This is a genomic window from Sphingomonas sp. LR59, assembly GCF_036855945.1.
In the GTDB taxonomy this organism is placed as follows: Bacteria; Pseudomonadota; Alphaproteobacteria; order Sphingomonadales; family Sphingomonadaceae; genus Sphingomonas.
This window is the reverse complement of record NZ_JASPFL010000001.1, coordinates 1722595-1748449: the sequence shown is the minus strand read 5'-3', so window position 1 is coordinate 1748449 and position 25855 is coordinate 1722595. Positions and strand designations below refer to the sequence as shown.

Below are 25855 nucleotides of genomic sequence, written 5' to 3'. Positions count from 1 at the left end.
GTGCGGCCCTGGGTCCCGGCGTCCGCCGGGATGACGGCCGTTGGGGATTAGGTCATCGCCGCGTAGATCATCGTCTTCAGCTCGCGGCGGATGGGATACATATTGCTGGGCGAAAGCTGCGTCATGAACACCATCGACAGGCGCTCGACCGGGTCGACGAAGAACGCGGTCGAGAACATCCCGCCCCAGTAGAACTCGCCCTTCGACCCCGGCACCATCGTCTTCGCGACGTCGTCGGTGATCGCGAAGCCAAGCCCGAAGCCGGTGCCCGCGTTCGACGCCTCGCTGAAAAGCGACTTCGACATCGTCGCGAGATCGGATTTTCCGGGCAGGTGGTTCTGCGTCATCAGGTCGAGCGTCTTTCGCCCCAGGATCCGCGCACCATCGAGTTCGCCACCGTTCAGCAGCATCGTATTGAACCGGTGATAATCGAGCGCGGTCGAGACGAGCCCACCGCCGCCGGACAGAAGCTTCGGCGCACGGCTCCAGGCGCTCTCGGCGCCGCGATCGTACATGACGCGGCCCTTGCCGGGCAGCAGCGTGTAGCAGTCGGTCAGACGGTCGAGCTTGCCTTTGGGGACCTGGAAGAATGTGTCGTCCATCTTCAGCGGCGCGAAGATGCGCGTCCGGAAGAACTGGTCGAGCGGCAGGCCCGACACGCGCTGCACGACCGCGCCGAGCACGTCGGTCGCGACCGAGTAATTCCACGCGGTACCGGGCGAGAATTCGAGCGGGATATTCGCCAGCGCGCCGATGAAGCCGTCGAGGTCATGACCTCCGTGCCAGCTCTCGATTTTACCCTCGCGGTAGGCCGCATCGACGTTCGAACGGTTCTGGAAGCTGTAGGTGAGCCCCGACGTGTGTCGCAGCAAGTCGACCATCCGCATCGGCTCGGCGGTCGGCTTGGTCACGAACGGGACGCCGCCACCGCCGCCATTGTAAACCGCGATATCCTTGAACTCGGGCAGGACGTGATGGACCGGCGTATCGATCGCGACGAGGCCCTGTTCGACCAGCATCATGAACGCGACCGAGGTGATCGGCTTGGTCATCGACGCGATGCGGAACAGCGATCCTTCGTCGATCGCCTTGCCGCCCTCACGCGCCGCGCCCGCGTGCGAGAAATGGACGATCTCGCCGTCGCGCGCGATCAGCAATTGGGCGTTCGGCAGCTTGCCCGAATCGACGTAGCGCGTCTGGAGCAGCGTATCGATCGCCGCCAACCGGCTCGCGTCGAAGCCATGCGCGGCGGGCTTGGCGATTTTCATGATTCGATCGTTCCCGCCATGACCCGCTCCATACCCCTAGTTCGAACCTGGTGCCTCTATTGCCTTGAGTGCGGCAGGAATCAACTATAACCTGTCTTCGAACAGGCGATAAGCCAAACCCGAAATTCAACTCTGGAGTCAACCGGTCTTGGCAAGCGAACCGATCATCGCACTCGATCCCTCCTGGCCGGCGATGTCGCTCGCCGACGCCGAGCGAATGCTGACCGCCCCCGGCGCGAAGTTCGAGATGGAGACGTTGACGATCGACGGCATCGAGACGCGCATCTGGAAGAACGCACCGCCGTCGTTGCGCTGGCTGGCCGAGGCGGCGCGCGCGCATGGCGAGCGTGTGTTCACGGCCTATGAGGACGAGCGCGTCACCTACGAGGCGAACTTCCGGGCGATCGCCGTACTGGCGCACCGGTTGCGCGAGATGGGGATCGGCCCCGGCGACCGCGTGGCGCTGGCGATGCGCAACCTGCCCGAATGGCCGGTCGCGTTCTTTGCGGGTGCGAGCCTCGGCGCGATCATGGTGCCGCTCAACGCGTGGTGGACCGGCGCCGAGATGGAATACGGCCTCGCCGATTCGGGTGCGCGCGTGTTGATCACCGATGACGAACGGCATCATCGGCTGGAGGCGGCGTATGCGACGTTGCCGGCGCTGGAGCACGTGTTCGTCGCGCGCGCCGCGGAGCCGCTGACGGGCATCGTGACGCGTCTGGAGGATGTGATCGGTACGCCGCACGACTGGGCTGCGTTGCCCGATATCGGCCTGCCCGACGCGACCATCGCGCCCGACGACGATGCGACGATCTTCTACACCAGCGGCACCACCGGCGCGCCGAAGGGGGCGCTCGGCACGCATCGCAACATGATGTCGAACATCCTGTCGGGCGGCTATTCGTCGGCGCGCTCGTTCCTGCGCCGCGGCGAGGCACCGCCCGAGCCCACGCCGCGCGTGACGCTGACGGTGATCCCGCTGTTCCACGTCACCGCCTGCTCGGCGGGGATGATGGGGGTGATCGCGACCGGCAGCACGATGATCTTCATGCGGAAATGGGACACGATCCGCGCGATGGAGATCATCGAGCGCGAGAAGGTCAACATCACCGGCGGCGTGCCGACCATCGCCTGGCAGCTGCTGGAGCATCCCGACCGCGAGAAATACGATCTCTCGTCGCTCGAATCGATCGCCTATGGCGGCGCGCCGGCGGCGCCCGAACTGGTGAAGCGCATCCATGCCGAGTTCGGCGCGATGCCCGGCAATGGCTGGGGCATGACCGAGACGATGGCGACCGTCACGCATCACGGCGGCGAGGATTATCTCAACCGCCCGACCAGCGCGGGGCCTCCGGTCGCCGCCGCCGACCTGAAGATCGTCGCGGACGACGGCGTGACCGAGATGGCGACGGGCGAGGTCGGGGAACTCTGGGCGCGCGGGCCGATGATCGTGAAAGGGTATTGGAACAAGCCCGACGCGACTGCGGCGACATTCGTCGACGGCTGGGTGCGAACCGGCGACCTGGCCCGGCTCGACGAGGAGGGGTTCTGCTACATCGTCGACCGCGCCAAGGACATGATCATCCGCGGCGGCGAGAACATCTATTCGAGCGAGGTGGAGAACGTCCTCTACGCGCACCCCGCAGTGACCGACGCGGCGCTGATCGGCATTCCGCACCGGATCCTCGGCGAGGAGCCCGCTGCGGTGGTGCACCTCGCGCCGGGGGCGGTGACCACCGAGGCCGAGTTGCAGGGCTGGGTGCGGCAACATCTGGCGGCATTCAAGGCCCCGGTCGCGGTGCGTTTCGTCCACGAGACTCTGCCGCGGAACGCGAACGGTAAGATCCTGAAGAAGGACCTGCAGGCGCTGTTCGAGGACCGGGTGGGGGTGTCGGCGTAGGAGACCATACCTGATACTGCTCCGCCATCCGGACGAAAGTAAGGATTCAGGGTAACGGAGGGCCGCGCTTTTGGCTCTGGGTCTGACTTTTGTCAGGAGGACGAAGAGCGGGGGCTTGGGATCAAGACATGATCGGACATAACGCGGCCTTTTCGAGGAATTCCATCGCGCTGGCACCGCGCGCCGCTTGAATGCCGGCCAGGATTACGGGATGGGAGTGGCAAAGGAATTGCCATGACGGACGAGGGTCTTCGCCAGGAAACGCACCAACCGCAGGGCGGGGACGGCGTCTTTGCGGAAGGTCCGCCGGCCGAGAGTGCGTTCGGGCTGCCGATCGCCGTGGGAGTCGAGGATGCGATGCGGATCGCGCAGCGTCGCGATCGGTTGCTGGCGGCGTTGACGCTGACCGCAGGCGTCGGGCTGATCCTCGCCACGCCGTTCGCGCTGAAATCTGGGGCAGAGTTCTTCCTGCCGCTGACTATCGCGCTGGTGATTTCGGTCGCGCTGGTGCCGGTCTTGGAATGGCTCGAGCGGCGGCATGTGCCTTCGCCGCTGGCCGCGATCCTGTGTATCCTCGTGTTCCTGATCGCCGCGAACATCGCGATCGCGGCGATCCTCGTCCCCGCGACCGATTTCTTCCGCTTGCTGCCGACCCGGCTCGATCGGATCCAGAATAACCTCGCGCCGCTGCTCGATCTCTATTCGAGCCTTGAGAAATACGTGAACAAGACGCTGCGGCAGGTCGCATCGACACCGATCAAGCAGCCGGCGACCGCAGGCGTTGCCGCACCGGGGTCGATCCTCGAACTTGCCGCGACATCGGCGCCTGCGGTGATCGTGCAGTTCCTGTTCGGGGTGCTGATCGTGTTCTTTTCTCTCGGGCTGGACGCGGATGCGGCGGCAGACGATCACCGGGCGGACCAGCTTCGACGGGGCGATGGCGACCGCGCGGGTGATCCAGGATATCGTCGATGACGTCTCGGCGTATCTCGGCACGATCACGCTGATCAACATCGTGCTCGGGATCGTCACCGGGACCGCGCTGTGGTTCATCGGCATGCCCTATCCGGCGATGTGGGGCGGGATCGTCGCGCTGCTGAATTACATCCCGTATTTCGGTCCGGTGATCGGCGCGTTCCTGCTCGCGCTGGGCGGGCTGATGACGTTCTCGGACATCTGGATGGCGATGCTGCCGCCGGCGCTGATGTACGGGCTGCACCTGGTCGAGGCGAACGCGATCACGCCGTTCGTCGTCGGCCACCGCCTGACGATCAGTCCGCTGCTGATCCTGATCTCGCTGAGCTTCTGGGGATGGGTGTGGGGCACGTCGGGCGCGTTGCTCGCGGTTCCGTTGCTGATCATCATCCAGACGATCGTGAAGGCCGCTGGCAAGCCCGACATCGCCGGCTTCCTGTTCGAGCACGGGACGCTGGTGCAGCCCAAGACCGGACGAAATCGCCGTCGTGGCGACCCGCCCGAGGCACAACGTGAAACTGGCGGATAATTTGGGTTGACGGTATCCGAACCCTCGCCTAGTTGCCGCCTCCACGCTGTTTCAGCGGGTGTAGCTCAGTTGGTTAGAGCGCCGGCCTGTCACGCCGGAGGTCGCGGGTTCGAGTCCCGTCACTCGCGCCATCGTTTGCCCTGACCGGGTGGATGGTTCGAGATAGTGTTGAGGTTTTGACGAGCCTTCCCGCGTGTTCCTTGGGACGCTAGGGTTCGTCATTGGGAATGCGGGTGTAGCTCAGTTGGTTAGAGCGCCGGCCTGTCACGCCGGAGGTCGCGGGTTCGAGTCCCGTCACTCGCGCCACCCTAGTGGGTGGCCGAGACCCTTTTAGATTTTGGATGCTGTGAGCATTCCGTTCCGTAGATTGTCCGGAACCACCAACCCCTCTCCGTTCGTGCTGAGTAGAGACCGAGTAGCTCCGTCAGGAGCGTATCGAGGGCTCGTATCGAAGCATGTGTTCCACCCGCCAACCTGTCCTTCGATACGCCCTCTCGATACGCCGCTGCGCGACTACTCGATGGCTACTCAGGACGAACGGGGAGGGGGAAGCAGGTCGGGATCGGAAGTGTGGCGGTGTCAGGGCCGGTTACCGGCCGATCTCCATCCACCGCAGCACAGGCTTCAACGGTGCGATCCAGATCAGGCCGGTGAACACGTAGAACACCAACTGCGCCAGCCAATGCCAGGTGCCGACGATGTTCGACAGGCTCACGATCGCTACGCACCACACCAGGATCAGGAGCAAGATGCCGAGCATGCCGACGGGTTTGCGCCAGGTTGGCGTCATGGCGTGATCCAGTCTGATTCGGTGGCGATGGCGTGGAGCGGGACGTCCCACGGGTCTGGGGTCAGGCTATCGACCTGCTGCACCGATAGCGCAATGCCAACGCGCCAGGCATTCGGGTGGGCGAGGAAGGCGCGGTCGTAATAGCCGGCGCCCTGGCCGATCCGGTTGCCGCGGCGATCGAAGCCGACGAGCGGGGTCAGGATGATGTCGGGTTCGAGTTCGGCGGCGTCTGCGGCGGGCTGGTGCAGCCCGAACGGCCCAGCGATCAGCGCCGCCTCGGTCGCCCAGGACAGGAAGCGCATCGGCAACGAGCGGCGGACGACATGGGGTAGGGCGATCACACATCCCGCATCGACGGCAGCGCGCGCGAAGGGCGAGGGATCGGCCTCGCCGCCGAACGGGACATAGGAAGCAACCGTCAATCCGGGCTTCAGCCGGGTCAAAAACGCCGATGGCACCGGAATATCCACAGGCGGGCGCGCTTCCCGCGCGGCGCGGAGCGAGGCTCTCAGCGCGCTCTTGTCGGTCATGCGCTTGCGACCCTGAAATAGGGAGAAAATGGTGGTGTGGCGGGCCCACCATGGCCGTGTGCCGGGTTATCCACTGACGCACGGTACGTCAGGTGGGGACCATATGCTTCGGACCAGGATCCTAACAGGGACAGCCCCCTATGGATGATGAATAGCCTCAGGGATAATAAAGGCTCGTACCGGGCAGAACCCGCCACAGCCAATCTAGGCGTTGGGCGGGCTAAGCTCAAGGGCTTGTGCGAGGCCTTCAAGACGATCTGCGATCCGCGTGAGTGCGATCTCGCTGACCGCCGAGCCTTCGGGTGGGCGATGCGCGGCTTCGTCGAGGTCGTCGGCGAGCATCAGCGCGACGAACAGCATCGCGCGCTCCGCGCTGAGACCGCCGGCCGCGCGGTCCGCGGTCGCCCAGCGTTCCGCGACCATCGCGCCCAACAAGCGGACGCGGGATTCTTCGCCATCGCGGCAGGCGACGGCGTGGGGACGACCGCCGATATCGAGCATGACCTGGGCCATCAGTTGGGGCTCCCGCGCGTGATGACATCGTCGAGCGCGGCGACGGCTTCGGCCATCCGCGCCTTGAGGGCGGCGTGGCGCTTGGCGAGCGCGTCGCCGGCTTCGGTGCGGGCTGCAATGGCGGATTCGATCCGTTCGATCGCGGCGTCGATCCGTTCGACGGCAGTTGGTCCGTCGGGAAGTGTTTCTGACATGCCATGCGAGATAGCATGGACGGGGGTGCGACAAGTCGGTTTAGGCGAAACCCAACACCATCCACGGTGTTGACAGGGCGCCCCACCGCCCCGCAAAGGCTGCGCGCCCGGAACGGACTCGCGGGCGTAGCGGAGAGACAGCAATGACGGTCAAGGTTGCGATCAACGGTTTCGGGCGCATCGGCCGTCTCGTCGCCCGTGCGGTACTCGAACAGTCGAACGGCGCACTCGAACTCGTCGCGATCAACGATCTCGGCGATGCGAAGTCGAACGCCTGGCTGTTCAAGCGCGACAGCGTCCACGGCAAGTATCCGGGCGAAGTTTCGGCCGAAGGCAACGAGCTGGTCGTCGACGGCAAGCGCATCCGCGTCACTGCCGAGCGTGACCCGGCCAACCTGCCGCACGCCGAGCTGGGCGTCGACATCGTCCTCGAGTGCACCGGCTTCTTCACCGACAAGGCAAGCTGCCAGAAGCATCTCGATGCAGGCGCCAAGAAGGTGCTGATCTCGGCACCGGGCAAGAACGTCGACCTGACCGTCGTTTACGGCGTCAACCACGACAAGCTGACCGCCGAGCACACGATCGTCTCGAATGCGTCGTGCACCACCAACTGCCTCGCGCCCGTCGCCAAGGTCCTGAACGATGCGATCGGCATCGAGCGCGGCCTGATGACGACCGTCCACGCCTACACCAACGACCAGAAGATCCTCGACCAGATCCACCCGGACCTGCGTCGCGCGCGTGCTGCGGCGATGTCGATGATCCCGACGACGACCGGTGCCGCGCGTGCGGTTGCCGAAGTGCTGCCGGAGCTGAAGGGCAAGCTCGACGGTTCGGCGATCCGCGTGCCGGTGCCGGACGTGTCGCTGATCGACCTGACCTTCACCCCGTCGCGCGATACGACGCGTGAAGAGGTGAATGCGGTGCTGAAGGCGGCCTCCGAGAGCGGCCCGCTGGTCGGCGTGCTCGACTGGTCGGACGAGCCGCTCGTGTCGATCGATCTCCAGCATACCCCGGCGTCGTCGACGATCGACAGCCTGGAGACCGCGGTGATCGACGGCAAGCTGGTTCGCGTCGTCAGCTGGTACGATAACGAGTGGGGCTTCTCGAACCGCATGGTCGATACCGCCACCGCGATGGCGAAGTTCATCTAAGGTAGACGGACGCTGCGTTCTCCTAACCGCTATCCCGCCCAAGTCCGTCATCCCAGCGAAAGCTGGGATCTCCCCATGCGGGTCACGACGCCCGCCAACAGGGAGACCCCAGCTTTCGCTGGGGTGACGGAGATTGGGATGGGTGCGGGAATTGGGATGGGTGACGGGTGTCTCGTTGGGATGGCGGCAGTTGGTATGGATGACGCGCGGCTCGTGACATGACTGCAGGCGGCACCATCGCCGGGATCGCCCGACACCCCCGCGCGAAAGCCCCGATGGAGGTGATCGACCATGTCGAGATCACTATCGAGGCCGGGCTGCACGGCGACTTTCGCGGCTATGTGAAGCCGGGCGGCAAGGGGCGGCGCCAGGTCACGTTGCTGGAACACGGCGACTGGGCCGCGGCGATGGCCGAGGTGGGCCAGGATATCCCATGGTATGAACGCCGCGCGAACCTGCTCGTTGACGGCTTCGACCTACCGCAGATACCCGGCACCCGTCTGCGCATCGGCGCGGACGTCGTGCTGGAGGTGACGCGCCACACCGATCCGTGCGAACGCATGGAGGCCTTGGCGCCAGGATTGTTCGCCGCGCTGACGCCCGACTGGCGGGGCGGGGCCTGTACCCGAGTTTTGATGGGCGGCAAAATTGCCGTCGGTGATGAGATCAGGATCGAAGAACCATGACCAAGCCATTCAAGACGCTCGATGATATGGGCGACATCCAGGGCAAGCGCGTGCTCGTCCGCGAAGACCTCAACGTGCCGATGGCAGAGGGGCATGTGACCGACGACACCCGCCTGCGCGCGACCGTCGCGACCGTAGGCGAGCTTGCCGACAAGGGCGCGATCGTCCTCGTCCTCGCGCATTTCGGTCGTCCCAAGGGCGTGCCGAGCCCGGAGTTCTCGCTGTCGCAGGTCGTTAAGCCGTACAGTGAAGTGCTCGGGCGCGAAGTCCGCTACATCGACTGGGAAGGGGCGGATGACGCCGTCGCGACGCTGGAGCCCGGTGACATCGCGGTGCTTGAGAACACGCGCTTCTTCGGTGGTGAAGAGACCAACGACGAAGCGGTGGTCAAGCGTTTCGCGAGCCTTGGCGACCTGTATGTCAACGATGCCTTCTCCGCCGCGCACCGCGCGCACGCCTCGACCGAGGGGCTCGCGCACGTCCTACCCGCCTTTGCCGGCCGCGCGATGGAAGCCGAACTCGACGCGCTCCAGAAGGCGCTCGGCGCGCCCGAGCACCCGGTTGCGGCCGTCGTCGGCGGCGCGAAGGTGTCGTCGAAGCTCGACGTGCTGCGGCATCTCGTCACCAAGGTCGATCATCTGATCATCGGCGGCGGCATGGCGAATACCTTCCTCGCGGCACGCGGTGTCGATGTAGGCAAAAGTCTTTGCGAGCATGAGCTTGCGAGCGTTTGCGAACAGATCATGGAAGCTGCGGACAAGGCGAACTGCACGGTTCACCTGCCGTATGACGTCGTGGTCGCTAAAGAGTTCAAGCCGAACCCCGCCACCCGCACTGTCAACGTCCACGAAGTCGCGGCTGACGAGATGATCCTCGACGTTGGTCCTGCGGCGGTCGAGTCGCTTGGCGACGTGCTGAAGAACTGCCGCACGCTGGTTTGGAACGGTCCGCTCGGCGCGTTCGAGACGCCGCCGTTCGACAAGGCGACCGTTGCGCTCGCCAAGACCGCTGCGGCCCTCACCGAAGGCGGCTCGCTCGTCTCGGTCGCAGGCGGCGGCGATACGGTCGCGGCGCTCAACCATGCCGGCGTCGCGGACGCCTTCACGTTCGTCTCGACCGCTGGCGGCGCGTTCCTCGAATGGATGGAAGGCAAGGACCTTCCCGGCGTCGCCGCGCTGACCCGCTAGGATGCGGGCTCCCGAAGCATCGGGACCAGCAGGCCGTTCAAGGCGTCCAGGTCGAACGCGCCGGTTTTCGCATAGCGAACGATACCGGCGCGATCGATGATGTAGTTGGTCGGCAGCGCGCCCAGAACCGCAAACGGGCCCTTGATCCGGCGTGCGGACGGGATCGTCATCGCGGCGAACAGCGGCTTGAGCTTGTACGCGGGCAGCGAATCCTCCGTCGCCACCGCGAAGACCCGCAGGCCGTTGTTCTTGCGAAGCCGGTAGTAGGCATCGAGCAGCGGCAGTTCCGCCTTGCACGGCCCGCACCACGTCGCCCAGAAATTCAGGACTACGACTTGGCCGCGAAGGTCGGCGCTGCGGACCTTGCTGCCGTCGATCAGCGTCAGTTCGAAGTCGGGTGAGCGCTCGCCGATCTTTACCGCAGCGGTCGTTGCCGTTGCTGGTCCCGGTGCCGCGGATGCCGCCAGCAGCGCCGCACACGTCATGATCCCGCGCAAAATCGTCATTGCCCTCGTCCCCCTATGGACAGTTTCCGCGTCCGACGACCTTCCGTCAATCACGCGGCAAACCGAGCGGGCAGGGGATTGATCCCGGCTATCCGCGCGCCTATGTTTAACATGTTAAACGGAGACACGGATGCTCGGCGTCAGGCTCGACAGCGAACTCGAAGAGCGACTCGCGGCGGTTGCGCGCACCCAAGGGCGCAGCAAGAGCGATATCGCACGCGAAGCCGTGCGACGCTATGTCGAACGCCACGACGAGGCGTTCCTGGCGGAGGCACGACGTCAGTCGCTCGCGGCGGCTGATCACGATAGGCAGGCAGGTGAAGAGGATTGGGACGCACTAATCGGGGCGCCCCCTGCATGAAATTCGTCCGCGGTATGATCGTCGTCGGGGCGGGCAAGGGCGACTTCTCTAGCAAGCCGCGCCCCTTTCTTGTCGTCCAATCAGACCTTTTTGCCGATCACGCGACGATTTCTCTATGTCCGCTGACCAGCGTCATTAGCGGGACGAGCCTGTTTCGCGTGTCGCTCGAGGCATCGGCGGAAACCGGCCTATTTCGCGATAGCGAGATCCAGATCGACAAGGTTGATACGCTCGACCGCAACAAAATCGTCGAGATTATCGGTACGATACCCATCACCACCATGACCCGAGTCGACGACGCGCTGCGCCGCTGGCTCGAACTCTAAGACAGGATTTACCATGACATCCACGATCACCCCGCAAGTCAAAACCATTCTCGACAAATACGAGGCCACCAGTTCGGCGGTGAAGGCAAACCTCGCGCGCATCCTCATGCAGGGCAAGCTTGGCGGCACCGGCAAGCTCGTGATCCTGCCGGTCGACCAGGGCTTCGAGCATGGCCCGGCGCGCAGCTTCTCGGTCAATCCCGCGGCGTACGACCCGCATTACCATTATCAGCTGGCGATCGACGCAGGGCTCAGTGCCTATGCCGCGCCGCTCGGGATGCTCGAGGCGGGCGCCGATACGTTCGCCGGGCAGATCCCGACGATCCTGAAGTGCAACAGCTCGAACAGCTGGGCGACGACGATCGACCAGGCGGTGACCGCGACGGTGTCGGACGCGGTACGGCTTGGCTCGGCGGCGATCGGCTTCACGATCTATCCGGGTGCGGACCAGTTCTTCGACCTCGTCGAGGAAATCCGCGAGCTGAGCGAAGAGGCGAAGTCGGTCGGCATCGCGACGGTGATCTGGTCGTACCCGCGCGGTGGTGAGCTGACCAAGGATGGCGAACTCGCGCTCGACGTCGGTGCCTATGCCGCGCACATGGCGGCGCTGCTCGGCGCGCACATCATCAAGACCAAGCTGCCGACCGCGCATATCGAGCAGAAGGAAGCCAAGCCGCTTTACGCGAACACCGACTGGTCGAAGCAGTCGGACCGCGTGAAGCACGTCGTCCAGTCGAGCTTTGCCGGGCGTCGCATCAACGTGTTCTCGGGCGGCGCGTCGAAGGGCGAGGACGCGGTGTTCCAGGACGCACGCGACATCCGCGACGGCGGCGGCAACGGCTCGATCATCGGCCGCAACACCTTCCAGCGCCCGCGCGACGAAGCGCTGGCGATGCTCGACCGGATCATCCGGATCTACAAGAACGAGGAATAAGCGCCGTTCTGCGCGCTCGTCACCCCGCCACGCGCCGGGGTGACGAGCGCGGCATGAGGGGCTAGGGGCGGGCATGACCGAATTCGAAGATCCGCTGGGCCCGCTCGATCCCAATTTCGCCGAGAATTTCCGCCGCGACATGCGTCGGCCGGCTTGCCAGCTTTATCTGGTGTCACCGCTGGATGTCGGCGGCGACTTTCCCGAACGCCTAGCGCGCGCCCTGGATGCTGGCCCCGTGGCCGCGTTCCAGTTCCGTGTGAAGGATATCGATCAGCATGCCGCCGCCGCACTCGGCGAGCCGTTGCGTGCGATCTGTGCAGAACGCGACGTCGCGTTCATCGTCAACGACGACATCGGGCTCGCCAAGCGGCTCGATGCGGACGGCGTGCATCTCGGGCAGGATGACGGCGATCCGCGTGAGGCTCGCGCGCAGCTGGGGCCCAACGCGCAGATCGGCGTGAGCTGCCATGGCAGTCGCCATCTGGCGATGGAAGCGGGCGAGGCCGGGGCCGACTATGTCGCGTTCGGCGCGTTTTATCCGACGACGACGAAGGTCGCGACGCATACCGCCGAGCCGGTGATCCTGTCCTGGTGGTCGACGCTGTTCGAGATGCCCTGCGTCGCGATCGGTGGCATCACCCCGGAAAACGCCGCGCCGCTGGTTGCTGCTGGTGCGGATTTCATCGCCGTGTCGGGCGCCGTCTGGGCTGGCGACGAGGTCGCGGCGATCAAGGCGTTCGCTGAGGTTCTTGCGAAGCGCTGAGATCGCGCCCAACCGTTGGAAACAACCGTCGTCCCGACCGTTTGATGCAGAAGCGTAACGGTTTGGGATGACGGGCATGACGGCATTTGTGACGAAAGCTTCGGTTCTTGCGGCGTGCCTGTTCGGCGTGGCGTCGCCTGTGTTGGCGCAGCCTGCACCGACCACGCCGGTTCCGATCGACCGCAATATTCTCCACGTACAGGTGATCCTCGATCATCTCGGCTTCGGGCCGGGTGTGCTTGATGGTCGTGGTGGGCAGTCGCTGGTCGCGGCGTTGAAGGGATTCCAGGAGGCGAAGGGCCTGCCGATTACCGGCAAGCCCGATGCGCGGACTTTGCAGGCATTGTATCCATACCGCGCCGCGCGGCCGACCGTGACGGTCGCGCTGACCCCCGAGATGCTGGCGGGGCCGTTCGTCAATCCGTTCCCGACGGACCCGGCAAAGCAGGCCGAACTCCCATCGCTCGGCTACAAGAATGTCATGGAGAAGCTCGGCGAGATGTTCCACACGACGCCGGCGGTGATCGTTGCGCTGAATTCTCCGACCACGAAACTATCGCCGGGCACTAAGGTGGTATTCCCCAACGCGTTGCCGACCTCGCGCGCCTACGATCTGAAGCTGAAGCCGGACTGGATCGCGACGCTCACGATGCTGAACGTCGATGCAAATCAGCCCAAGGCGGATCATGTGGTGGTCGACAAGTCGGACGGCGTGCTCCGCGTGCTCGATGCGAACGACAAGCTGATCGCGCAGTTCTCCGCGACGATGGGGTCGAGCCATGATCCACTTCCGCTCGGTACGTGGACGATCAAGGGCTCCGACTACAATCCGAAGTTCCACTTCAACCCTGCGCTGTTCTGGGATGCGAAGAAGGGGCAGCAGAAGGAGATGCTGCCGCCGGGGCCGAACGGTCCGGTCGGGGTCGTCTGGATGGACCTGTCGAAGGAGCATTACGGGATCCATGGCACACCCAACCCCGAGACGATCGGGCGTGCGGAGAGCCACGGCTGTATCCGCTTGACCAACTGGGACGCGGCGCGGCTGTCGATGATGATCAAGCCGGGGACCAAGGCCGTATTCCAGGCCTGAGGCGATGACGCGGACGTTCTGGATCATTCTCGGGCTGATCGTCGTCGCGGTCGGCGGGTTTGCGTCGATGGTGTCGTTCGGCAGCGGCGGTAGCGGCATCGAGCGGCGGGTGCCTTGGCGGAAGCCGGCGCCTTCCGCCGAGGTCGATGCTGTTACCGTGACGCCTGGGGCTCTGGCCGTTCCGGTGGCCGGCGTTCCTCGGAAAGCTATCGCGGATAGCTGGAACGATGCGCGGGGCGGCGGTATACGCGGGCATCACGGTACGGACATCATGGCACCGGGCGGCACACCCGTCGTTGCTGCCGCACCGGGCCGGATCGAGAAGCTGTTCCAGAGCGGGCTTGGCGGTGTCACGCTCTACGTCCGCTCGCCCGATCGACGCTGGACCTATTACTATGCGCACCTTGCCGGCTACGCCGCGGGTATCCGTGAGGGCATGGCGGTCAAGGCCGGCGATACGCTCGGCTATGTCGGCGATACCGGCGATGCGGGGGCGGGCAACTACCACCTGCATTTCGGGCTGACCAAGATGCAGCCGGGTGAGCGCTGGTATCAGGGCGAGAACGTGAACCCGTACCCGCTGCTTGCCGGAACCCGGTCGTCCCGCTAAAGCCCGCCGCTTCGGGTTTCCGCATAGCCACGCCTTAGGGCCATGCTTCGCGGACGGCCCCTAGCTCTTTCCAGCAGGAATCGGTCATGAAGATCAACGCGGTCGAGATTCGTCCCGGCAACATTCTTGAATATGAGGGCGGCATCTGGCGCGCCGTCAAGATTCAGCACACCCAGCCCGGCAAGGGCGGTGCCTATATGCAGGTCGAGATGAAGAACCTCATCGACGGCCGCAAGAACAACACCCGCTTCCGCTCCGCCGAGAGCGTCGAGAAAGTACGGCTCGAGACCGTCGACTTCCAGTTCCTGTTCCGCGAAGGCGACATGCTTACCTTCATGGACAAGGTGAACTATGAGCAGATCTCGCTCGACGCCGACATCCTGGGCGACGCAGCGGCGTTCCTGCAGGACGGCATGGACGTGGTGATGGAGCTCTGGGAAGAGCGGCCGATCTCGGTCCAGTTGCCGGACACGATCGAGGCGCTGATCGTCGAGGCGGACGCTGTTGTTAAGGGGCAGACTGCGTCGTCTTCGTACAAGCCGGCGGTGCTTGAGAACGGCGTGCGCGTGATGGTCCCGCCGCATATTGGGGCTGGCACGCGGATCGTGGTCGATGTCTACGAGCAGACGTACGTAAGGCGCGCGGACTGACAACTGCTCCCCCTCCCGCAGGCGGGAGGGGGTCGGGGTGGGCACCCGCCCTCCATGTTACGAGACGATATTGGCGCGAACAATTTCGATGCCGCGCGACGCCGATAGCGCGAGCCCACCCCGGCCCCTCCCGCTTGCGGGAGGGGGAGATAGAATACCATGCCCAGCCATTCCGGCATCATGACCGTCATCGAGCGCGCCGCCCGCAAGGCCGCGCCGCGTCTGCGTCGCGACTTCAACGAGGTCCAGCAGCTCCAGGTGAGCCGCAAGGGTCCGGCCGACTTCGTCAGCCAGGCCGACCAGCGCGCCGAGCAGACGATCTTCGAAGAACTTTCGCACGCGCGTCCCGACTGGGGCATGCTGATGGAGGAGCGCGGCGAGGTCGAGGGTGACCCGAACAAGCCGCGGTTCATCGTCGATCCGTTGGATGGGACGTCGAACTTCCTCCACGGCATCCCGCATTTCTGCATCTCGATCGCGGTCGAGGAGCCGATGCCGAACGGCAAGCGAGAGGTTACCACCGCATTGGTGTATCAGCCGCTGACCGACGAGAGCTTCTGGGCCGAGAAGGGCCGGGGGCATGGCTCACCGACCAGCGCTTGCGCGTGTCGTCGCGGCGCGATCTCTCCGAATCGCTGATCGCTACGGGGATTCCGTTCCTCGGGCATGGCGACTTCGCGCAGTGGAGCCGGATTTTTGGCGCGGTTGCACCTGAGGTTGCGGGGATCCGTCGTTTGGGTGCTGCGGCGCTCGATCTGGCGTGGCTTGCTGCGGGCCGGTTTGACGGGTTCTGGGAGTCGAACCTGAAGCCTTGGGATGTTGCAGCTGGGATGCTTTTGGTGAAAGAAGCCGGCGGTTTCGTCACTGACTTCCGCGGTGGCGATCGCGCGATGGAGCGTAATGAGTTTCTTGCGGCGAACGACGCGCTGCATTCGCGGCTTCATAAGCTGGTGGCTGGCGCGTTGCGTTAAGGTGGATTGTGAAGAGGGCAACTGGGACCGAATTCGGTTACTCCCGCTCCCAATCCGACTGCCATCCCCATCCGTCACCCCAGCGAAAGCTGGGGTATCCCCGTGATGGTCGCCGCGCCCGCCAACCACGATACCCCAGCTTTCGCTGGGGTGACGGATGGGGGAGCGTAAGGGCCAGAGTGGGGTCAACAGCGCAACGGCGTCGACCCCGGCTCGGTCCGTCATACCGGGCTTGTTCCGGCATCCACCGTTCCGCATTCTCGCCGCCGCTGGTGTGCGGCACCGTGGACCCCGGAACCAGTCCAGGGTGACGGGCATGGTTCGGTGACGTCCCCGACATTCAGTGGAAGTCGCGGCCGCAGTCATCGGCGCGCTAAGTAACGCAAGTTTCCCGTCACCCCCGCCCCTCCACTTGCGAGTGATTCTCACACCCTCCACGCCTTGCCCATCACCCCCCATCGGCCTAAAGCGGCCCCGTTCCGTTCGCACTTGCGAGAAGCAATTTGGTCGACCTGTCGCACTATCTTCCGATCCTCCTGTTCCTCGGGATCGCTATCGCATTGTCGAGCACGTTCGTGTTCCTGCCGATGGCCGTCTCGCGCCTCACGGGATCGCACAAGCCTACGCCTGAGAAGCTCAGCGAATACGAGTGCGGCTTTCCCGCATTCGAGGATCCGCGGAGCCAGTTCGACGTGCGCTTCTACCTGATCGCCATCCTCTTCATCATCTTCGATCTTGAGGCCGCGTTCCTGTATCCCTGGTCCGTCTCGGTCTTCACGCTCGGCTGGACCGCGTGGATTTCGATGATGATCTTTATCGGCGAATTGGCCCTTGGCCTCGTCTACGCATGGAAGAAGGGAGCACTCGATTGGGAGTAGAGCTTCAGCCCGCACCCGGTTCGCCCAGTTCGCTGGTGCCACCCGACCAGGGCTTTTTCGACGGATTGAACGGTGAGCTGACGGATAAGGGTTTCCTCGTCACGTCGACCGAAGAGCTGTTCCAATGGGCCCGCACCGGCTCGCTGTGGTGGATGACGTTCGGGCTCGCATGCTGCGCGGTCGAGATGATCCACGTCAACATGCCGCGCTACGATCTGGAGCGCTTCGGCGCCGCACCGCGCGCGTCGCCGCGCCAGTCGGACGTGATGATCGTTGCCGGCACGCTGTGCAACAAGATGGCCCCGGCACTCCGCAAGGTTTACGACCAGATGTCGGAGCCGAAGTACGTGATCTCGATGGGGTCGTGTGCGAACGGCGGCGGCTATTATCATTACAGCTACAGCGTCGTGCGCGGCTGCGATCGGATCGTGCCGGTGGATATCTACGTTCCCGGGTGCCCGCCGACGGCTGAGGCTTTGCTGTACGGCATCATGCAGTTGCAGCGGAAGATCCGGCGGTCCGGGAGCATCGAGCGTTGAGGGCTCCCGCACCAGCTTACGCGTCGAACGACGGCGTGATCGACAGCGCCCGCGCGGCGCTTGGCGGCATGCTGCTCGACGCGGTCGACCATGTCGGCGAAGTCGCGCTGCACGTTCGTCGCGAAGACCTGTACGACGCAATGATCGCGCTGCGCGATACCCCGGGGCTTGCCTATCAGCAGCTCATGGAGATCGCCGGCGTCGACTATCCGGATCGCGCGGAGCGGTTCGAGGTCGTCTATTGCATGCTGTCGCTGACGCGGAATCACCGCCTGCGCGTGCATGTCGCGACCGACGAGGAGAAGCCGGTGCCGTCGGTGACGGACATCTGGCCGGTCGCGGGCTGGCTCGAGCGCGAAGTGTACGACATGTACGGCGTGCTGTTCAGCGGCAATCCGGACCTGCGGCGCATCCTGACCGACTACGGCTTCCGCGGTCATCCGCAGCGCAAGGACTTTCCGCTGACCGGGTATGTCGAGCTGCGCTATTCGGAAGAGTCGAAGCGCGTCGTGTACGAGCCCGTGCAGCTTGCGCAGGATTTCCGTACGTTCGATTTCATGAGTCCGTGGGAGGGTGCGAACTACGTGCTCCCCGGTGACGAGAAGGGCGCCTTGCCCCAGGCCAAGGGTGCGCAGACTCCCTTGTCGGCGGACACGATCGTCAAGGCCAACGCGGCGCAGTCGCCGACCCAGGCGCCGACCGAACCCAAGAGCACCGAGTCGACCGCACAGACGGGCGCCGGCAAGTCGGAGTCCGATGCGACGCTGAAGCCTGCGAACCCGGACGTGGTCCCGACCAAGGGTGGAGGACAGAACCAGTGAGTCTGTATGTCGAAGAGCTTCTGGGTGAAGCCGACGCAGCCGATCCGACGACCGGCGACGTCACGATCCAGAACTACACGATCAACTTCGGTCCGCAGCATCCGGCCGCGCATGGCGTGCTTCGGCTCGTCATGGAGCTCGACGGCGAGATCGTCGAGCGCGTTGACCCGCATGTCGGCCTGCTCCACCGCGGCACCGAGAAGCTGATCGAGTACAAGACCTACACGCAGGCGCTGCCGTATTTCGATCGTCTCGATTATTGCTCGCCGCTGTGCATGGAGCATAGCTGGGTGTTGGCGGTCGAGAAGCTGCTCGACCTCGAAGTGCCCGAGCGTGCGCAGTATCTGCGTGTGTTCTTTGCCGAACTGACCCGCATCTCGAACCACATGTTGAACCTCGGGTCGCATGTCATGGACGTCGGCGCGATGACGCCGAACCTGTGGCTGTTCGAGATCCGCGAAGACTGCATGAACTTCTTCGAGCGCGTTTCCGGCGCCCGCATGCATTCGAACTATTTCCGTCCCGGTGGCGTGCATCAGGACGCGCCGCTGAAGCTGCTCGCCGACATCGGCGACTGGCTCGACACGCGCCTGCCGCGGCTGTTCGAGGATGCGATCTCGCTTGTCGCGGACAACCGCATCTTCAAGCAGCGCAACGTCGACATCGCCGTGGTCAGCCGCGACGACGCGATCAAGTGGGGCTTTTCCGGCCCGATGATCCGCGGCTCGGGGATCGCCTGGGATCTGCGCAAGTCGCAGCCCTATGACGCCTACGCGAAGATGGACTTCGAAGTGCCGGTCGGCACGCGCGGCGATTGCTATGACCGGTTCATGGTGCGAGTCGAGGAAGTGCGTCAGTCCGCGCGGATCATGAAGCAGTGCCTGCGCGACATGCCCGAGGGGCCGATCGCGTCGCTTGACCGCAAGGTGGTGCCGCCCAAGCGTGGTGAGATGAAGCAGTCGATGGAAGCGCTGATCCATCACTTCAAGCTTTACACCGAGGGCTTCCACGTGCCCGCCGGCGACGTCTATGTCGCGACCGAGAGCCCCAAGGGCGAGTTCGGCGTGTATCTGGTCGCCGATGGCTCGAACAAGCCGTACCGCTGCAAGATCCGCCCGACCGCGTTCTCGCATCTGCAGGCCATGGACTTCATGGCGAAGGGCCACATGCTGGCAGATACGACCGCGATCCTCGGCGCGATGGATATCGTTTTTGGTGAATGTGACCGCTGATGGCTGAAGCTCCGAAAATTCCCGACGAGGCCGAGACCCGCGCACGCTGGGGTTCGTTCGCTTGGACGGACGAGAACCAGGTAAAGGCGAACGAGATTCTCGGGCGCTATCCCAAGGGTCGCGAGCAGTCGGCGTCGATCCCGTTGCTCGATCTGGCGCAGCGCCAGGTCGGCGCGGAAACGCAGACGCAGGGCTGGTTGCCGGTGCCGGTGATCGAGTTCGTCGCGCGCCAGATCAGCGTGCCGTACATGCGCGTGTATGAGGTCGTGACCTTCTACACGATGTTCAACCTCGCGCCGGTCGGTCGCTTCCACGTCCAGGTCTGCGGCACGACGCCGTGCATGCTGCGTGGGTCGGACGACGTTCTGGCGGCGTGCAAGAATCGCGGGCTGGTCAAGGGCGGCACCACGCCGGACGGCATGTTCACGTTGACCGAGGTCGAGTGCCTGGGCACGTGCGCGAATGCGCCGATGGTGCAGATCAACGACGATAATTTCGAAGACCTCGATTACGACAAGACGACCGAGATCCTCGAGGCGTTGGCCAATGGCGGGCATCCGACGCCGGGGCCGCAATTCGGTCGTCGCGCAAGCTGCCCCGAAGGCGGCCCGACCTCGCTGAAGGCGATGGTCGACGCGAACCACGATTACCGGGGAGTGGGCCTGATGCTCGCCGACAAGGATCGCATCTTCACCAACGTCTACGGTTTCCAGCCGTGGAACATCGACGCGGCGATCATGCGCGGCGATTGGGACAATACCAAGGACCTGATGGCGCTCGGCCAGGACGCGATCATCGACGTGATGAAGGCGTCGGGTCTGCGTGGTCGTGGCGGTGCGGGCTTCCCGACCGGCACGAAATGGTCGTTCATGCCGAAGGAGCCGAAGCCCGATCGGCCGAACTTCCTCGTCATCAACGCGGATGAATCCGAACCGGGCAGCTGCAAGGATCGCGAGATCATCCGCCACGATCCGCACAAGTTGATCGAGGGCGCGCTGATCGCCGGGTTCGCGATGCGCGCGCGCGCGGCGTACATCTACATCCGCGGCGAGTATATCCGCGAGGCCGAGACGCTGTTCGCAGCCGTTGCCGAGGCGTACGATCGCGGCTTCATCGGCAAGAACGCGTGCGGGTCGGGCTACGACTTCGACGTGTTCGTGCACCGGGGCGCAGGCGCTTACATCTGCGGCGAAGAGACCGCGATGTTGGAGAGCCTCGAGGGGAAGAAAGGCCAGCCGCGGCTGAAGCCACCTTTCCCGGCGGGGGCTGGACTCTATGGTTGCCCGACGACGGTCAACAACGTCGAATCGATCGCGGTCGCGCCGACGATCCTGCGCCGTGGCGCGGCGTGGTTCTCCAGCTTCGGCGCGGAGAACAACCGCGGCACGAAGCTGTTCCAGATCAGCGGCCATGTGAACAAGCCGTGCGTGGTCGAGGAGGAGATGAGCATCTCGTTCCGCGACCTGATCGAGACGCATTGCGGTGGCATCCGTGGCGGCTGGGACAACCTGCTCGCGGTGATCCCGGGTGGCTCTTCGGTGCCGCTCGTGCCCGCCGCACAGATCATGGACTGCGCGATGGACTTCGACGGCCTGAAGGCGGTCGGCTCGGGCCTCGGCACCGCGGCGATCATCGTCATGGACAAGTCGACCGATATCGTCCGCGCGATCAGCCGCATCTCGTACTTCTACAAGCATGAGAGCTGCGGCCAGTGCACGCCGTGCCGCGAGGGCACCGGCTGGATGTGGCGCGTGATGGAGCGGATGCGCACTGGCGACGCCGAACTGTCCGAGATCGACATGCTCCAGCAGGTCACCAAGCAGGTCGAGGGTCACTCGATCTGCGCGCTCGGCGACGCAGCCGCGTGGCCGATCCAGGGCCTGATCAAGCATTTCCGCCCCGAGATGGAGCGCCGTATCCGTGAGCGCGGTGGCGACACCGCGCCGATGATGGAAGCCGCAGAGTAATGCCCTTAGTCAAAGTCGATGGCGTAGAGATCGAGGTGCCGCAGGGCGCCACCGTGCTGCAGGCGTGCGAGCTTGCCGGCAAGGAGATCCCGCGTTTCTGTTATCACGAGCGGCTCAGCATCGCTGGCAATTGCCGGATGTGCCTGGTCGAGGTGAAGCCTGGTCCGCCCAAGCCGCAGGCGTCGTGCGCTTTGCCGGCGGCGGACAAGCAGGAGATCTTTACCAACTCGCCGATGGTGAAGAATGCCCGCGAGGGCATCATGGAATTCCTGCTGATCAACCATCCGCTCGATTGCCCGATCTGCGATCAAGGCGGCGAGTGCGATCTGCAGGACCAGTCGGTCGCGTACGGTCGCGGTCATTCGCGCTACGACGAGAACAAGCGCGCAGTCACCGAGAAGTATATGGGCCCGATCGTCAAGACGGTCATGACCCGCTGCATCCAGTGCACGCGCTGCATCCGGTTCGCCGAGGAAGTGTCCGGCGTCGAGGAAATCGGTGCGATCTTCCGCGGCGAGGACATGCAGATCACCTCGTATCTCGAGAATGCGGTCAAGAGCGAGCTGAGCGGCAACGTCGTCGATCTGTGCCCGGTCGGTGCGCTGACATCGAAGCCGTATGCGTTCGAGGCGCGTCCATGGGAATTGCGCAAGACGCTGACGATCGACGTGATGGACGCGGTCGGCACCAACATCCGGCTCGACAGCCGTGGTCGCCAAGTGCTGCGCTGCGTGCCGCGGATCAACGAGGACGTGAACGAGGAGTGGGCGACCGACAAGACGCGCCACGCGATCGACGGCCTCGTACGCCGTCGTCTCGACAAGCCCTATGTCCGCGTGAACGGCAAGCTGGTTCCCGCGACGTGGGATGAGGCCTTCGCAGCGATCAAGGCTGTCAACGCCGGGTCGAGCGTTGCGGCCGTCGCTGGCGATCTGGTCGATTGCGAGACGATGTACGCCGCCAAGGCGCTGCTCGCGAAGATGGGGTCGAGCCTGCTCGAAGGCCGTCAGACCGGCATGGATTATGACGCGACGAGCATCGCCGCGGTCAATTTCAACACGACGATCGCTGGCACCGAGCGCGCCGATGCGATCCTGCTGGTGGGCACGAACCTGCGCTGGGAAGCGCCGCTGGTGAACACGCGGGTGCGCAAGGCTATCAAGAAGGGCGCGAAGGTCTTCGCGATCGGGCCGGAGACGGACCTGACGTACAAGGTCGAGTGGCTCGGCGACGATCTGGCGCTGCTCGGCGCTCTGCCCGAGGCGGTGACCGAGGCGTTTGGCAAGGCCGAGCGTCCGATGGTGATCGTCGGTGGCGGCGCGCTGAAGGGTGGCCATGCGGCTGCACTAAAGCTCGTCGATACGCTGGGTCTCGTGAAGGCAGACTGGAACGGCTTCAACGTCGTCCACATGGCGGCCTCGCGAATGGGCGGGCTGATGCTCGGCTATGCGCAGAAGGGCGGCATCGCCGACGTGATGGGGGCGAAGCTCGGCTTCTTCCTCGGCGCGGACGAGGTCGATTATTCGAAGTTCGCCGGGTTCAAAGTGTTCGTGGGTCATCACGGCGACAAGGGTGCGGCGGCTGCCGACGTCATCCTGCCGGGCGTTACTTATGCCGAGAAGTCGGGGACGTGGGTCAATCTCGAAGGTCGCGTCCAGCGCGGCGAGCGGGCGGTGTTCGCACCCGGCGACGCACGTGACGACTGGTCGATCTTCCGCGCGCTGTCCGACACGCTCGGCCACACGCTGCCGTTCGACAGTTTCGAGGGGCTGCGCGAGGAAATGTACACGGACGTACCTGCGCTGCGTCATCAGGCGCTCGCGACGTTCGAGTGGAACCCGCCTTCGCTCAACGGTGCAGGTGAGGGTGTCCTCGCCGGCTATCCGATCAAGGACTTCTACCTGACCAACGCGATCTGCCGTGCGTCGCCGACGATGCAGCGCTGCTCGGCCGAACTTCTCCACGGGGAAGATTACGCGGAGGCAGCCGAATGATCTCCTGGTTCGAATCCTCGCTCGGTTACGACTGGGCGTTCTTCCTCGCGACGATCATCGACATTCTCGTGATCGCGCTGCCGCTGATGCTGGCGGTGGCGATGATCATCTATGCCGACCGCAAGATCTGGGCGGCGATGGCATTGCGGCGTGGTCCTAACGTCGTTGGTCCGTTCGGCTTGCTACAGAGCTTTGCCGACGGCCTGAAGGTGTTCCTGCAGGAGACGATCGTCCCCGCAGCCGCCAACCGCACGCTGTTCCTGCTGGCACCGATCATCACCTTCACGGTCGCGCTGATCGTATGGGCGGTAGTGCCGTTCGGCGTCGGCGTTGTGCTCGCGGACATCAATGTCGGGCTGCTCTACGTGCTCGCGGCCTCGTCGCTCGGCGTCTACGGGATCATCCTGTCGGGCTGGGCCTCGAACTCGAAATACCCGTTCTACTCGGCGCTTCGTGCGGCCGCGCAGATGGTGTCGTATGAAGTCGCGATCGGCTTCATCCTGATTTCGGTCGTGCTGTGGACCGGCAGCTTCAATCTGTCGGCGATCGTGATGGCGCAGAAATCGCATGTCTGGTTCTTCAACGGGTACATCCTGAACCCGCTGATGTTCCCGATGGCGGTGATGTTCTTCATCTCGTCGCTGGCCGAGACGCAGCGTGCGCCGTTCGATCTGACCGAGGCGGAGAGCGAGCTCGTCGCCGGGTACCAGACCGAATATTCGTCGATGTCGTTCGCGCTGTTCTGGCTCGGCGAGTACGCCAACGTGCTGCTGATGTGCGCGCTCAACGCGACGCTGTTCTGGGGCGGGTGGCTGCCACCGGTCGACTGGGCGCCGCTGTACTACGTGCCGGGGATCATCTGGCTGTTCGCCAAGATCCTGTTCTTCTTCTTCCTGTTCAGCTGGGTGAAGGCGACCGTGCCGCGCTATCGCTACGATCAGCTGATGCGGCTCGGCTGGAAGGTCTTCCTCCCTGTTTCGCTGTTCTGGGTTTTCCTCGTGTCGGGCTATCTAATGCTGACGCGCGTTGGAGTGGGTTCATGAGCGTCGCTCAGATCATCAAGTCGTTTACCCTGTGGGAATTCGTGAAGGCGCACGCGTTGACGCTTCGCTATTTCTTCAAGGAAAAGGCGACGATCAACTATCCGTACGAGCGCAATCCTGTGTCGCCGCGGTTCCGTGGCGAGCATGCGCTGCGTCGTTATCCGAACGGCGAAGAGCGGTGCATCGCGTGCAAGCTGTGCGAGGCCGTGTGCCCCGCGCAGGCGATCACGATCGAGGCCGAGCCGCGTGACGACGGTTCGCGCCGCACGACGCGCTACGACATCGACATGACCAAGTGCATTTACTGCGGCCTGTGCGCCGAGGCGTGCCCGGTCGATGCGATCGTCGAGGGACCGAACTACGAGTTCGCCACCGAGACGCGCGAAGAGTTGATCTACGACAAGTCGAAGCTGCTCGATAATGGCGACCGTTGGGAAAGCGCGATCGCGGCGAACCTTGCCGCCGATGCGCCGTACCGTTAATGGCGCGCTCATTCTTCTCGTGGGCGTCTAAGGGGCCGCAATCGTGATTCAGGCCTTAGCCTTCTACCTCTTCGCCTTCGTCGTTGTCCTGTCGGGCGCGCTGACGATCGCGTCGCGCAATCCGGTCCATTCGGTGATGTGGCTGATCCTCGCGTTCTTCAACGCGGCAGGCCTCATGATCCTGGTCGGTGCCGAGTTCATCGCGATGCTGCTCGTCATCGTCTATGTGGGGGCAGTCGCGGTGCTGTTCCTGTTCGTGGTCATGATGCTCGACATCGACTTCACTGAGTTGCGCGCAGGCGTCGCCCGGTATTTCGGGATCGGTCTCGCACTCGCCGTCGCACTCGCCGCCGAGGTGATGATCGCGATCGGCGCGTGGAGGACGGGTCCGATCCAGCTCGCGCGCCGCGCTGCTCCGATCGACGACACCGTGCCCAACATCCAGGCGATCGGTAACCTGCTCTACACGCGCTATCTGTTCGTGTTCGAGGGTGCCGGCCTGGTGCTGCTGGTTGCGATGATCGGGGCGATCGTGCTGACCCACCGCCAGCGTGGCGGCGTCAAGGCGCAGAATATCAGCCGCCAGAACGCGCGCCGTCCGCAGGACGCCACGCGCAACACGAGCCCGGTCGTCGGGCAGGGAGTCGAACTGTGACGATCGGTCTCGTCCATTATCTGGTCGTCGCGGCGATCCTGTTCACGATGGGGGTGCTCGGCATCTTCCTCAACCGCAAGAACCTCATCGTCATCCTGATGGCGATCGAGCTGATCCTGCTGGCGGTGAACATCAATCTCGTCGCGTTCTCGGCGTTCCTCCACGATCTGGTCGGACAGGTGTTCGCGATGTTCGTGCTGACGGTCGCCGCGGGTGAAGCCGCGATCGGCCTCGCCATTCTCGTGATCTATTTCCGCGGTCGCGGCACCATCGCGGTCGACGACGTCAACCGGATGAAGGGGTAATA

27 protein-coding genes, 2 tRNA genes and 3 pseudogenes are annotated in these 25855 nt (G+C 64.4%); 26 read left to right on the top strand and 6 right to left on the bottom strand.

Annotation, left to right across the window (positions count from 1 at the left end; all coding sequences use genetic code 11):
- Nucleotides 1-47 precede the first annotated feature (47 nt).
- A complete protein-coding gene (locus QP164_RS07900) occupies nt 48-1268 on the bottom strand; it encodes a serine hydrolase domain-containing protein (protein ID WP_333922792.1) in 1221 nt (406 codons plus the stop codon).
- 193 nt (nt 1269-1461) lie between these two features.
- Between QP164_RS07900 and QP164_RS07895 the strand changes: the two genes are divergently transcribed.
- The 4 genes and pseudogenes from QP164_RS07895 (at nt 1462) to QP164_RS07880 (ending at nt 4978) form a co-directional block, all read left to right on the top strand.
- Nucleotides 1462-3168 (top strand): class I adenylate-forming enzyme family protein, encoded by a 1707-nt coding sequence (locus tag QP164_RS07895; protein WP_333924207.1) that lies wholly within the window; start codon nt 1462-1464, stop codon nt 3166-3168.
- A gap of 357 nt (nt 3169-3525) precedes the next feature.
- Nucleotides 3526-4672 (top strand): annotated as a pseudogene (locus tag QP164_RS07890) (AI-2E family transporter).
- A 54-nt stretch (nt 4673-4726) separates the two neighbouring features.
- Nucleotides 4727-4803 (top strand) — tRNA-Asp (locus QP164_RS07885).
- Between the two features lie 98 nt (nt 4804-4901).
- Nucleotides 4902-4978: transfer RNA gene (locus QP164_RS07880), tRNA-Asp, on the top strand.
- A gap of 283 nt (nt 4979-5261) precedes the next feature.
- On the opposite strand, the gene QP164_RS07875 is transcribed toward QP164_RS07880, so the two are convergent.
- From QP164_RS07875 to QP164_RS07860, 4 genes are all read right to left on the bottom strand, one after another.
- Entirely contained in the window at nt 5262-5462 is a 201-nt protein-coding gene (locus tag QP164_RS07875) for a DUF2842 domain-containing protein (RefSeq protein ID WP_333922791.1), read from the bottom strand.
- Nucleotides 5459-5992, bottom strand: coding sequence for a 5-formyltetrahydrofolate cyclo-ligase (locus tag QP164_RS07870; protein WP_132739959.1), 534 nt, complete (start codon nt 5990-5992; stop codon nt 5459-5461). The genes QP164_RS07875 and QP164_RS07870 overlap by 4 nt, the downstream gene beginning before the upstream one ends.
- A 204-nt stretch (nt 5993-6196) precedes the next feature.
- The gene (locus QP164_RS07865; protein WP_056048487.1) at nt 6197-6505 is read right to left on the bottom strand and encodes a cell division protein ZapA; all 309 of its coding nucleotides are present in this window, start codon (nt 6503-6505) and stop codon (nt 6197-6199) included.
- Nucleotides 6505-6699, bottom strand: a complete 195-nt coding sequence (locus QP164_RS07860; RefSeq protein WP_333922789.1) for a hypothetical protein — start codon at nt 6697-6699, stop codon at nt 6505-6507. Before QP164_RS07860 ends, QP164_RS07865 begins: the two co-directional genes overlap by 1 nt.
- A 143-nt stretch (nt 6700-6842) precedes the next feature.
- Between QP164_RS07860 and gap the strand changes: the two genes are divergently transcribed.
- The 3 genes from gap to QP164_RS07845 all read left to right on the top strand — a co-directional run bounded on the left by gap (nt 6843) and on the right by QP164_RS07845 (nt 9726).
- Nucleotides 6843-7853 carry a type I glyceraldehyde-3-phosphate dehydrogenase gene (gene gap, locus QP164_RS07855; protein ID WP_056048489.1) on the top strand — a complete coding sequence of 337 codons (1011 nt, stop codon included), beginning with the start codon at nt 6843-6845 and terminating at the stop codon, nt 7851-7853.
- Nucleotides 7854-8071: 218 nt separating this feature from the next.
- A complete protein-coding gene (locus QP164_RS07850) occupies nt 8072-8539 on the top strand; it encodes an MOSC domain-containing protein (protein WP_333922788.1) in 468 nt (155 codons plus the stop codon).
- Nucleotides 8536-9726, top strand: a complete 1191-nt coding sequence (locus tag QP164_RS07845; RefSeq protein WP_132739956.1) for a phosphoglycerate kinase — start codon at nt 8536-8538, stop codon at nt 9724-9726. The genes QP164_RS07850 and QP164_RS07845 overlap by 4 nt, the downstream gene beginning before the upstream one ends.
- On the opposite strand, the gene QP164_RS07840 is transcribed toward QP164_RS07845, so the two are convergent.
- On the bottom strand, nt 9723-10232 hold the full coding sequence (locus QP164_RS07840; protein WP_132739953.1) for a TlpA family protein disulfide reductase: 510 nt from the start codon (nt 10230-10232) through the stop codon (nt 9723-9725). The genes QP164_RS07845 and QP164_RS07840 overlap by 4 nt on opposite strands.
- 130 nt (nt 10233-10362) lie before the next feature.
- Here QP164_RS07840 and relB point away from each other — a divergent pair, with 130 nt between their 5' ends.
- The 19 genes and pseudogenes from relB to nuoK all read left to right on the top strand — a co-directional run bounded on the left by relB (nt 10363) and on the right by nuoK (nt 25853).
- Nucleotides 10363-10593, top strand: coding sequence for a type II toxin-antitoxin system RelB family antitoxin (relB, locus tag QP164_RS07835; RefSeq protein ID WP_056482291.1), 231 nt, complete (start codon nt 10363-10365; stop codon nt 10591-10593).
- Nucleotides 10590-10919 carry a type II toxin-antitoxin system PemK/MazF family toxin gene (locus QP164_RS07830; protein WP_243643377.1) on the top strand — a complete coding sequence of 110 codons (330 nt, stop codon included), beginning with the start codon at nt 10590-10592 and terminating at the stop codon, nt 10917-10919. Before relB ends, QP164_RS07830 begins: the two co-directional genes overlap by 4 nt.
- 13 nt (nt 10920-10932) lie before the next feature.
- Nucleotides 10933-11853, top strand: coding sequence for a class I fructose-bisphosphate aldolase (locus tag QP164_RS07825; RefSeq protein ID WP_332754204.1), 921 nt, complete (start codon nt 10933-10935; stop codon nt 11851-11853).
- Between the two features lie 73 nt (nt 11854-11926).
- Entirely contained in the window at nt 11927-12616 is a 690-nt protein-coding gene (gene thiE / locus QP164_RS07820; RefSeq protein ID WP_333922786.1) for a thiamine phosphate synthase, read from the top strand.
- A gap of 76 nt (nt 12617-12692) precedes the next feature.
- On the top strand, nt 12693-13706 hold the full coding sequence (locus tag QP164_RS07815) for a L,D-transpeptidase family protein (protein ID WP_333922785.1): 1014 nt from the start codon (nt 12693-12695) through the stop codon (nt 13704-13706).
- Between the two features lie 4 nt (nt 13707-13710).
- On the top strand, nt 13711-14316 hold the full coding sequence (locus QP164_RS07810) for a M23 family metallopeptidase (RefSeq protein WP_332754201.1): 606 nt from the start codon (nt 13711-13713) through the stop codon (nt 14314-14316).
- An 86-nt stretch (nt 14317-14402) separates the two neighbouring features.
- Nucleotides 14403-14966 (top strand): elongation factor P, encoded by a 564-nt coding sequence (efp, locus tag QP164_RS07805; protein ID WP_056058307.1) that lies wholly within the window; start codon nt 14403-14405, stop codon nt 14964-14966.
- Nucleotides 14967-15125: 159 nt separating this feature from the next.
- Nucleotides 15126-15937: pseudogene (locus QP164_RS07800) on the top strand (inositol monophosphatase family protein).
- A 503-nt stretch (nt 15938-16440) separates the two neighbouring features.
- The gene (locus QP164_RS07795) at nt 16441-16815 is read left to right on the top strand and encodes an NADH-quinone oxidoreductase subunit A (protein WP_333922784.1); all 375 of its coding nucleotides are present in this window, start codon (nt 16441-16443) and stop codon (nt 16813-16815) included.
- Nucleotides 16806-17354 (top strand): NuoB/complex I 20 kDa subunit family protein, encoded by a 549-nt coding sequence (locus QP164_RS07790; RefSeq protein ID WP_056058310.1) that lies wholly within the window; start codon nt 16806-16808, stop codon nt 17352-17354. The genes QP164_RS07795 and QP164_RS07790 overlap by 10 nt, the downstream gene beginning before the upstream one ends.
- A complete protein-coding gene (locus tag QP164_RS07785; protein ID WP_333922783.1) occupies nt 17351-18175 on the top strand; it encodes an NADH-quinone oxidoreductase subunit C in 825 nt (274 codons plus the stop codon). The genes QP164_RS07790 and QP164_RS07785 overlap by 4 nt, the downstream gene beginning before the upstream one ends.
- A gap of 20 nt (nt 18176-18195) precedes the next feature.
- Nucleotides 18196-19407, top strand: a complete 1212-nt coding sequence (locus QP164_RS07780; RefSeq protein ID WP_274705252.1) for an NADH-quinone oxidoreductase subunit D — start codon at nt 18196-18198, stop codon at nt 19405-19407.
- Nucleotides 19407-20063, top strand: a pseudogene (locus QP164_RS07775) (complex I 24 kDa subunit family protein); the annotation flags it as partial. The gene QP164_RS07780 and the pseudogene QP164_RS07775, both read left to right, overlap by 1 nt.
- Before the next feature lie 9 nt (nt 20064-20072).
- Nucleotides 20073-21374, top strand: a complete 1302-nt coding sequence (nuoF, locus tag QP164_RS07770; protein ID WP_056050371.1) for an NADH-quinone oxidoreductase subunit NuoF — start codon at nt 20073-20075, stop codon at nt 21372-21374.
- Nucleotides 21374-23368, top strand: a complete 1995-nt coding sequence (gene nuoG / locus QP164_RS07765) for an NADH-quinone oxidoreductase subunit NuoG (protein WP_333922782.1) — start codon at nt 21374-21376, stop codon at nt 23366-23368. The genes nuoF and nuoG overlap by 1 nt, the downstream gene beginning before the upstream one ends.
- Nucleotides 23365-24411 (top strand): NADH-quinone oxidoreductase subunit NuoH, encoded by a 1047-nt coding sequence (gene nuoH / locus QP164_RS07760; RefSeq protein ID WP_056058320.1) that lies wholly within the window; start codon nt 23365-23367, stop codon nt 24409-24411. The genes nuoG and nuoH overlap by 4 nt, the downstream gene beginning before the upstream one ends.
- Nucleotides 24408-24893, top strand: coding sequence for an NADH-quinone oxidoreductase subunit NuoI (nuoI, locus tag QP164_RS07755; RefSeq protein WP_055877898.1), 486 nt, complete (start codon nt 24408-24410; stop codon nt 24891-24893). The genes nuoH and nuoI overlap by 4 nt, the downstream gene beginning before the upstream one ends.
- A gap of 43 nt (nt 24894-24936) precedes the next feature.
- Nucleotides 24937-25548 (top strand): NADH-quinone oxidoreductase subunit J, encoded by a 612-nt coding sequence (locus QP164_RS07750; RefSeq protein WP_060524713.1) that lies wholly within the window; start codon nt 24937-24939, stop codon nt 25546-25548.
- The gene (gene nuoK, locus QP164_RS07745) at nt 25545-25853 is read left to right on the top strand and encodes an NADH-quinone oxidoreductase subunit NuoK (RefSeq protein WP_082441002.1); all 309 of its coding nucleotides are present in this window, start codon (nt 25545-25547) and stop codon (nt 25851-25853) included. The genes QP164_RS07750 and nuoK overlap by 4 nt, the downstream gene beginning before the upstream one ends.
- Nucleotides 25854-25855: the final 2 nt, after the last annotated feature.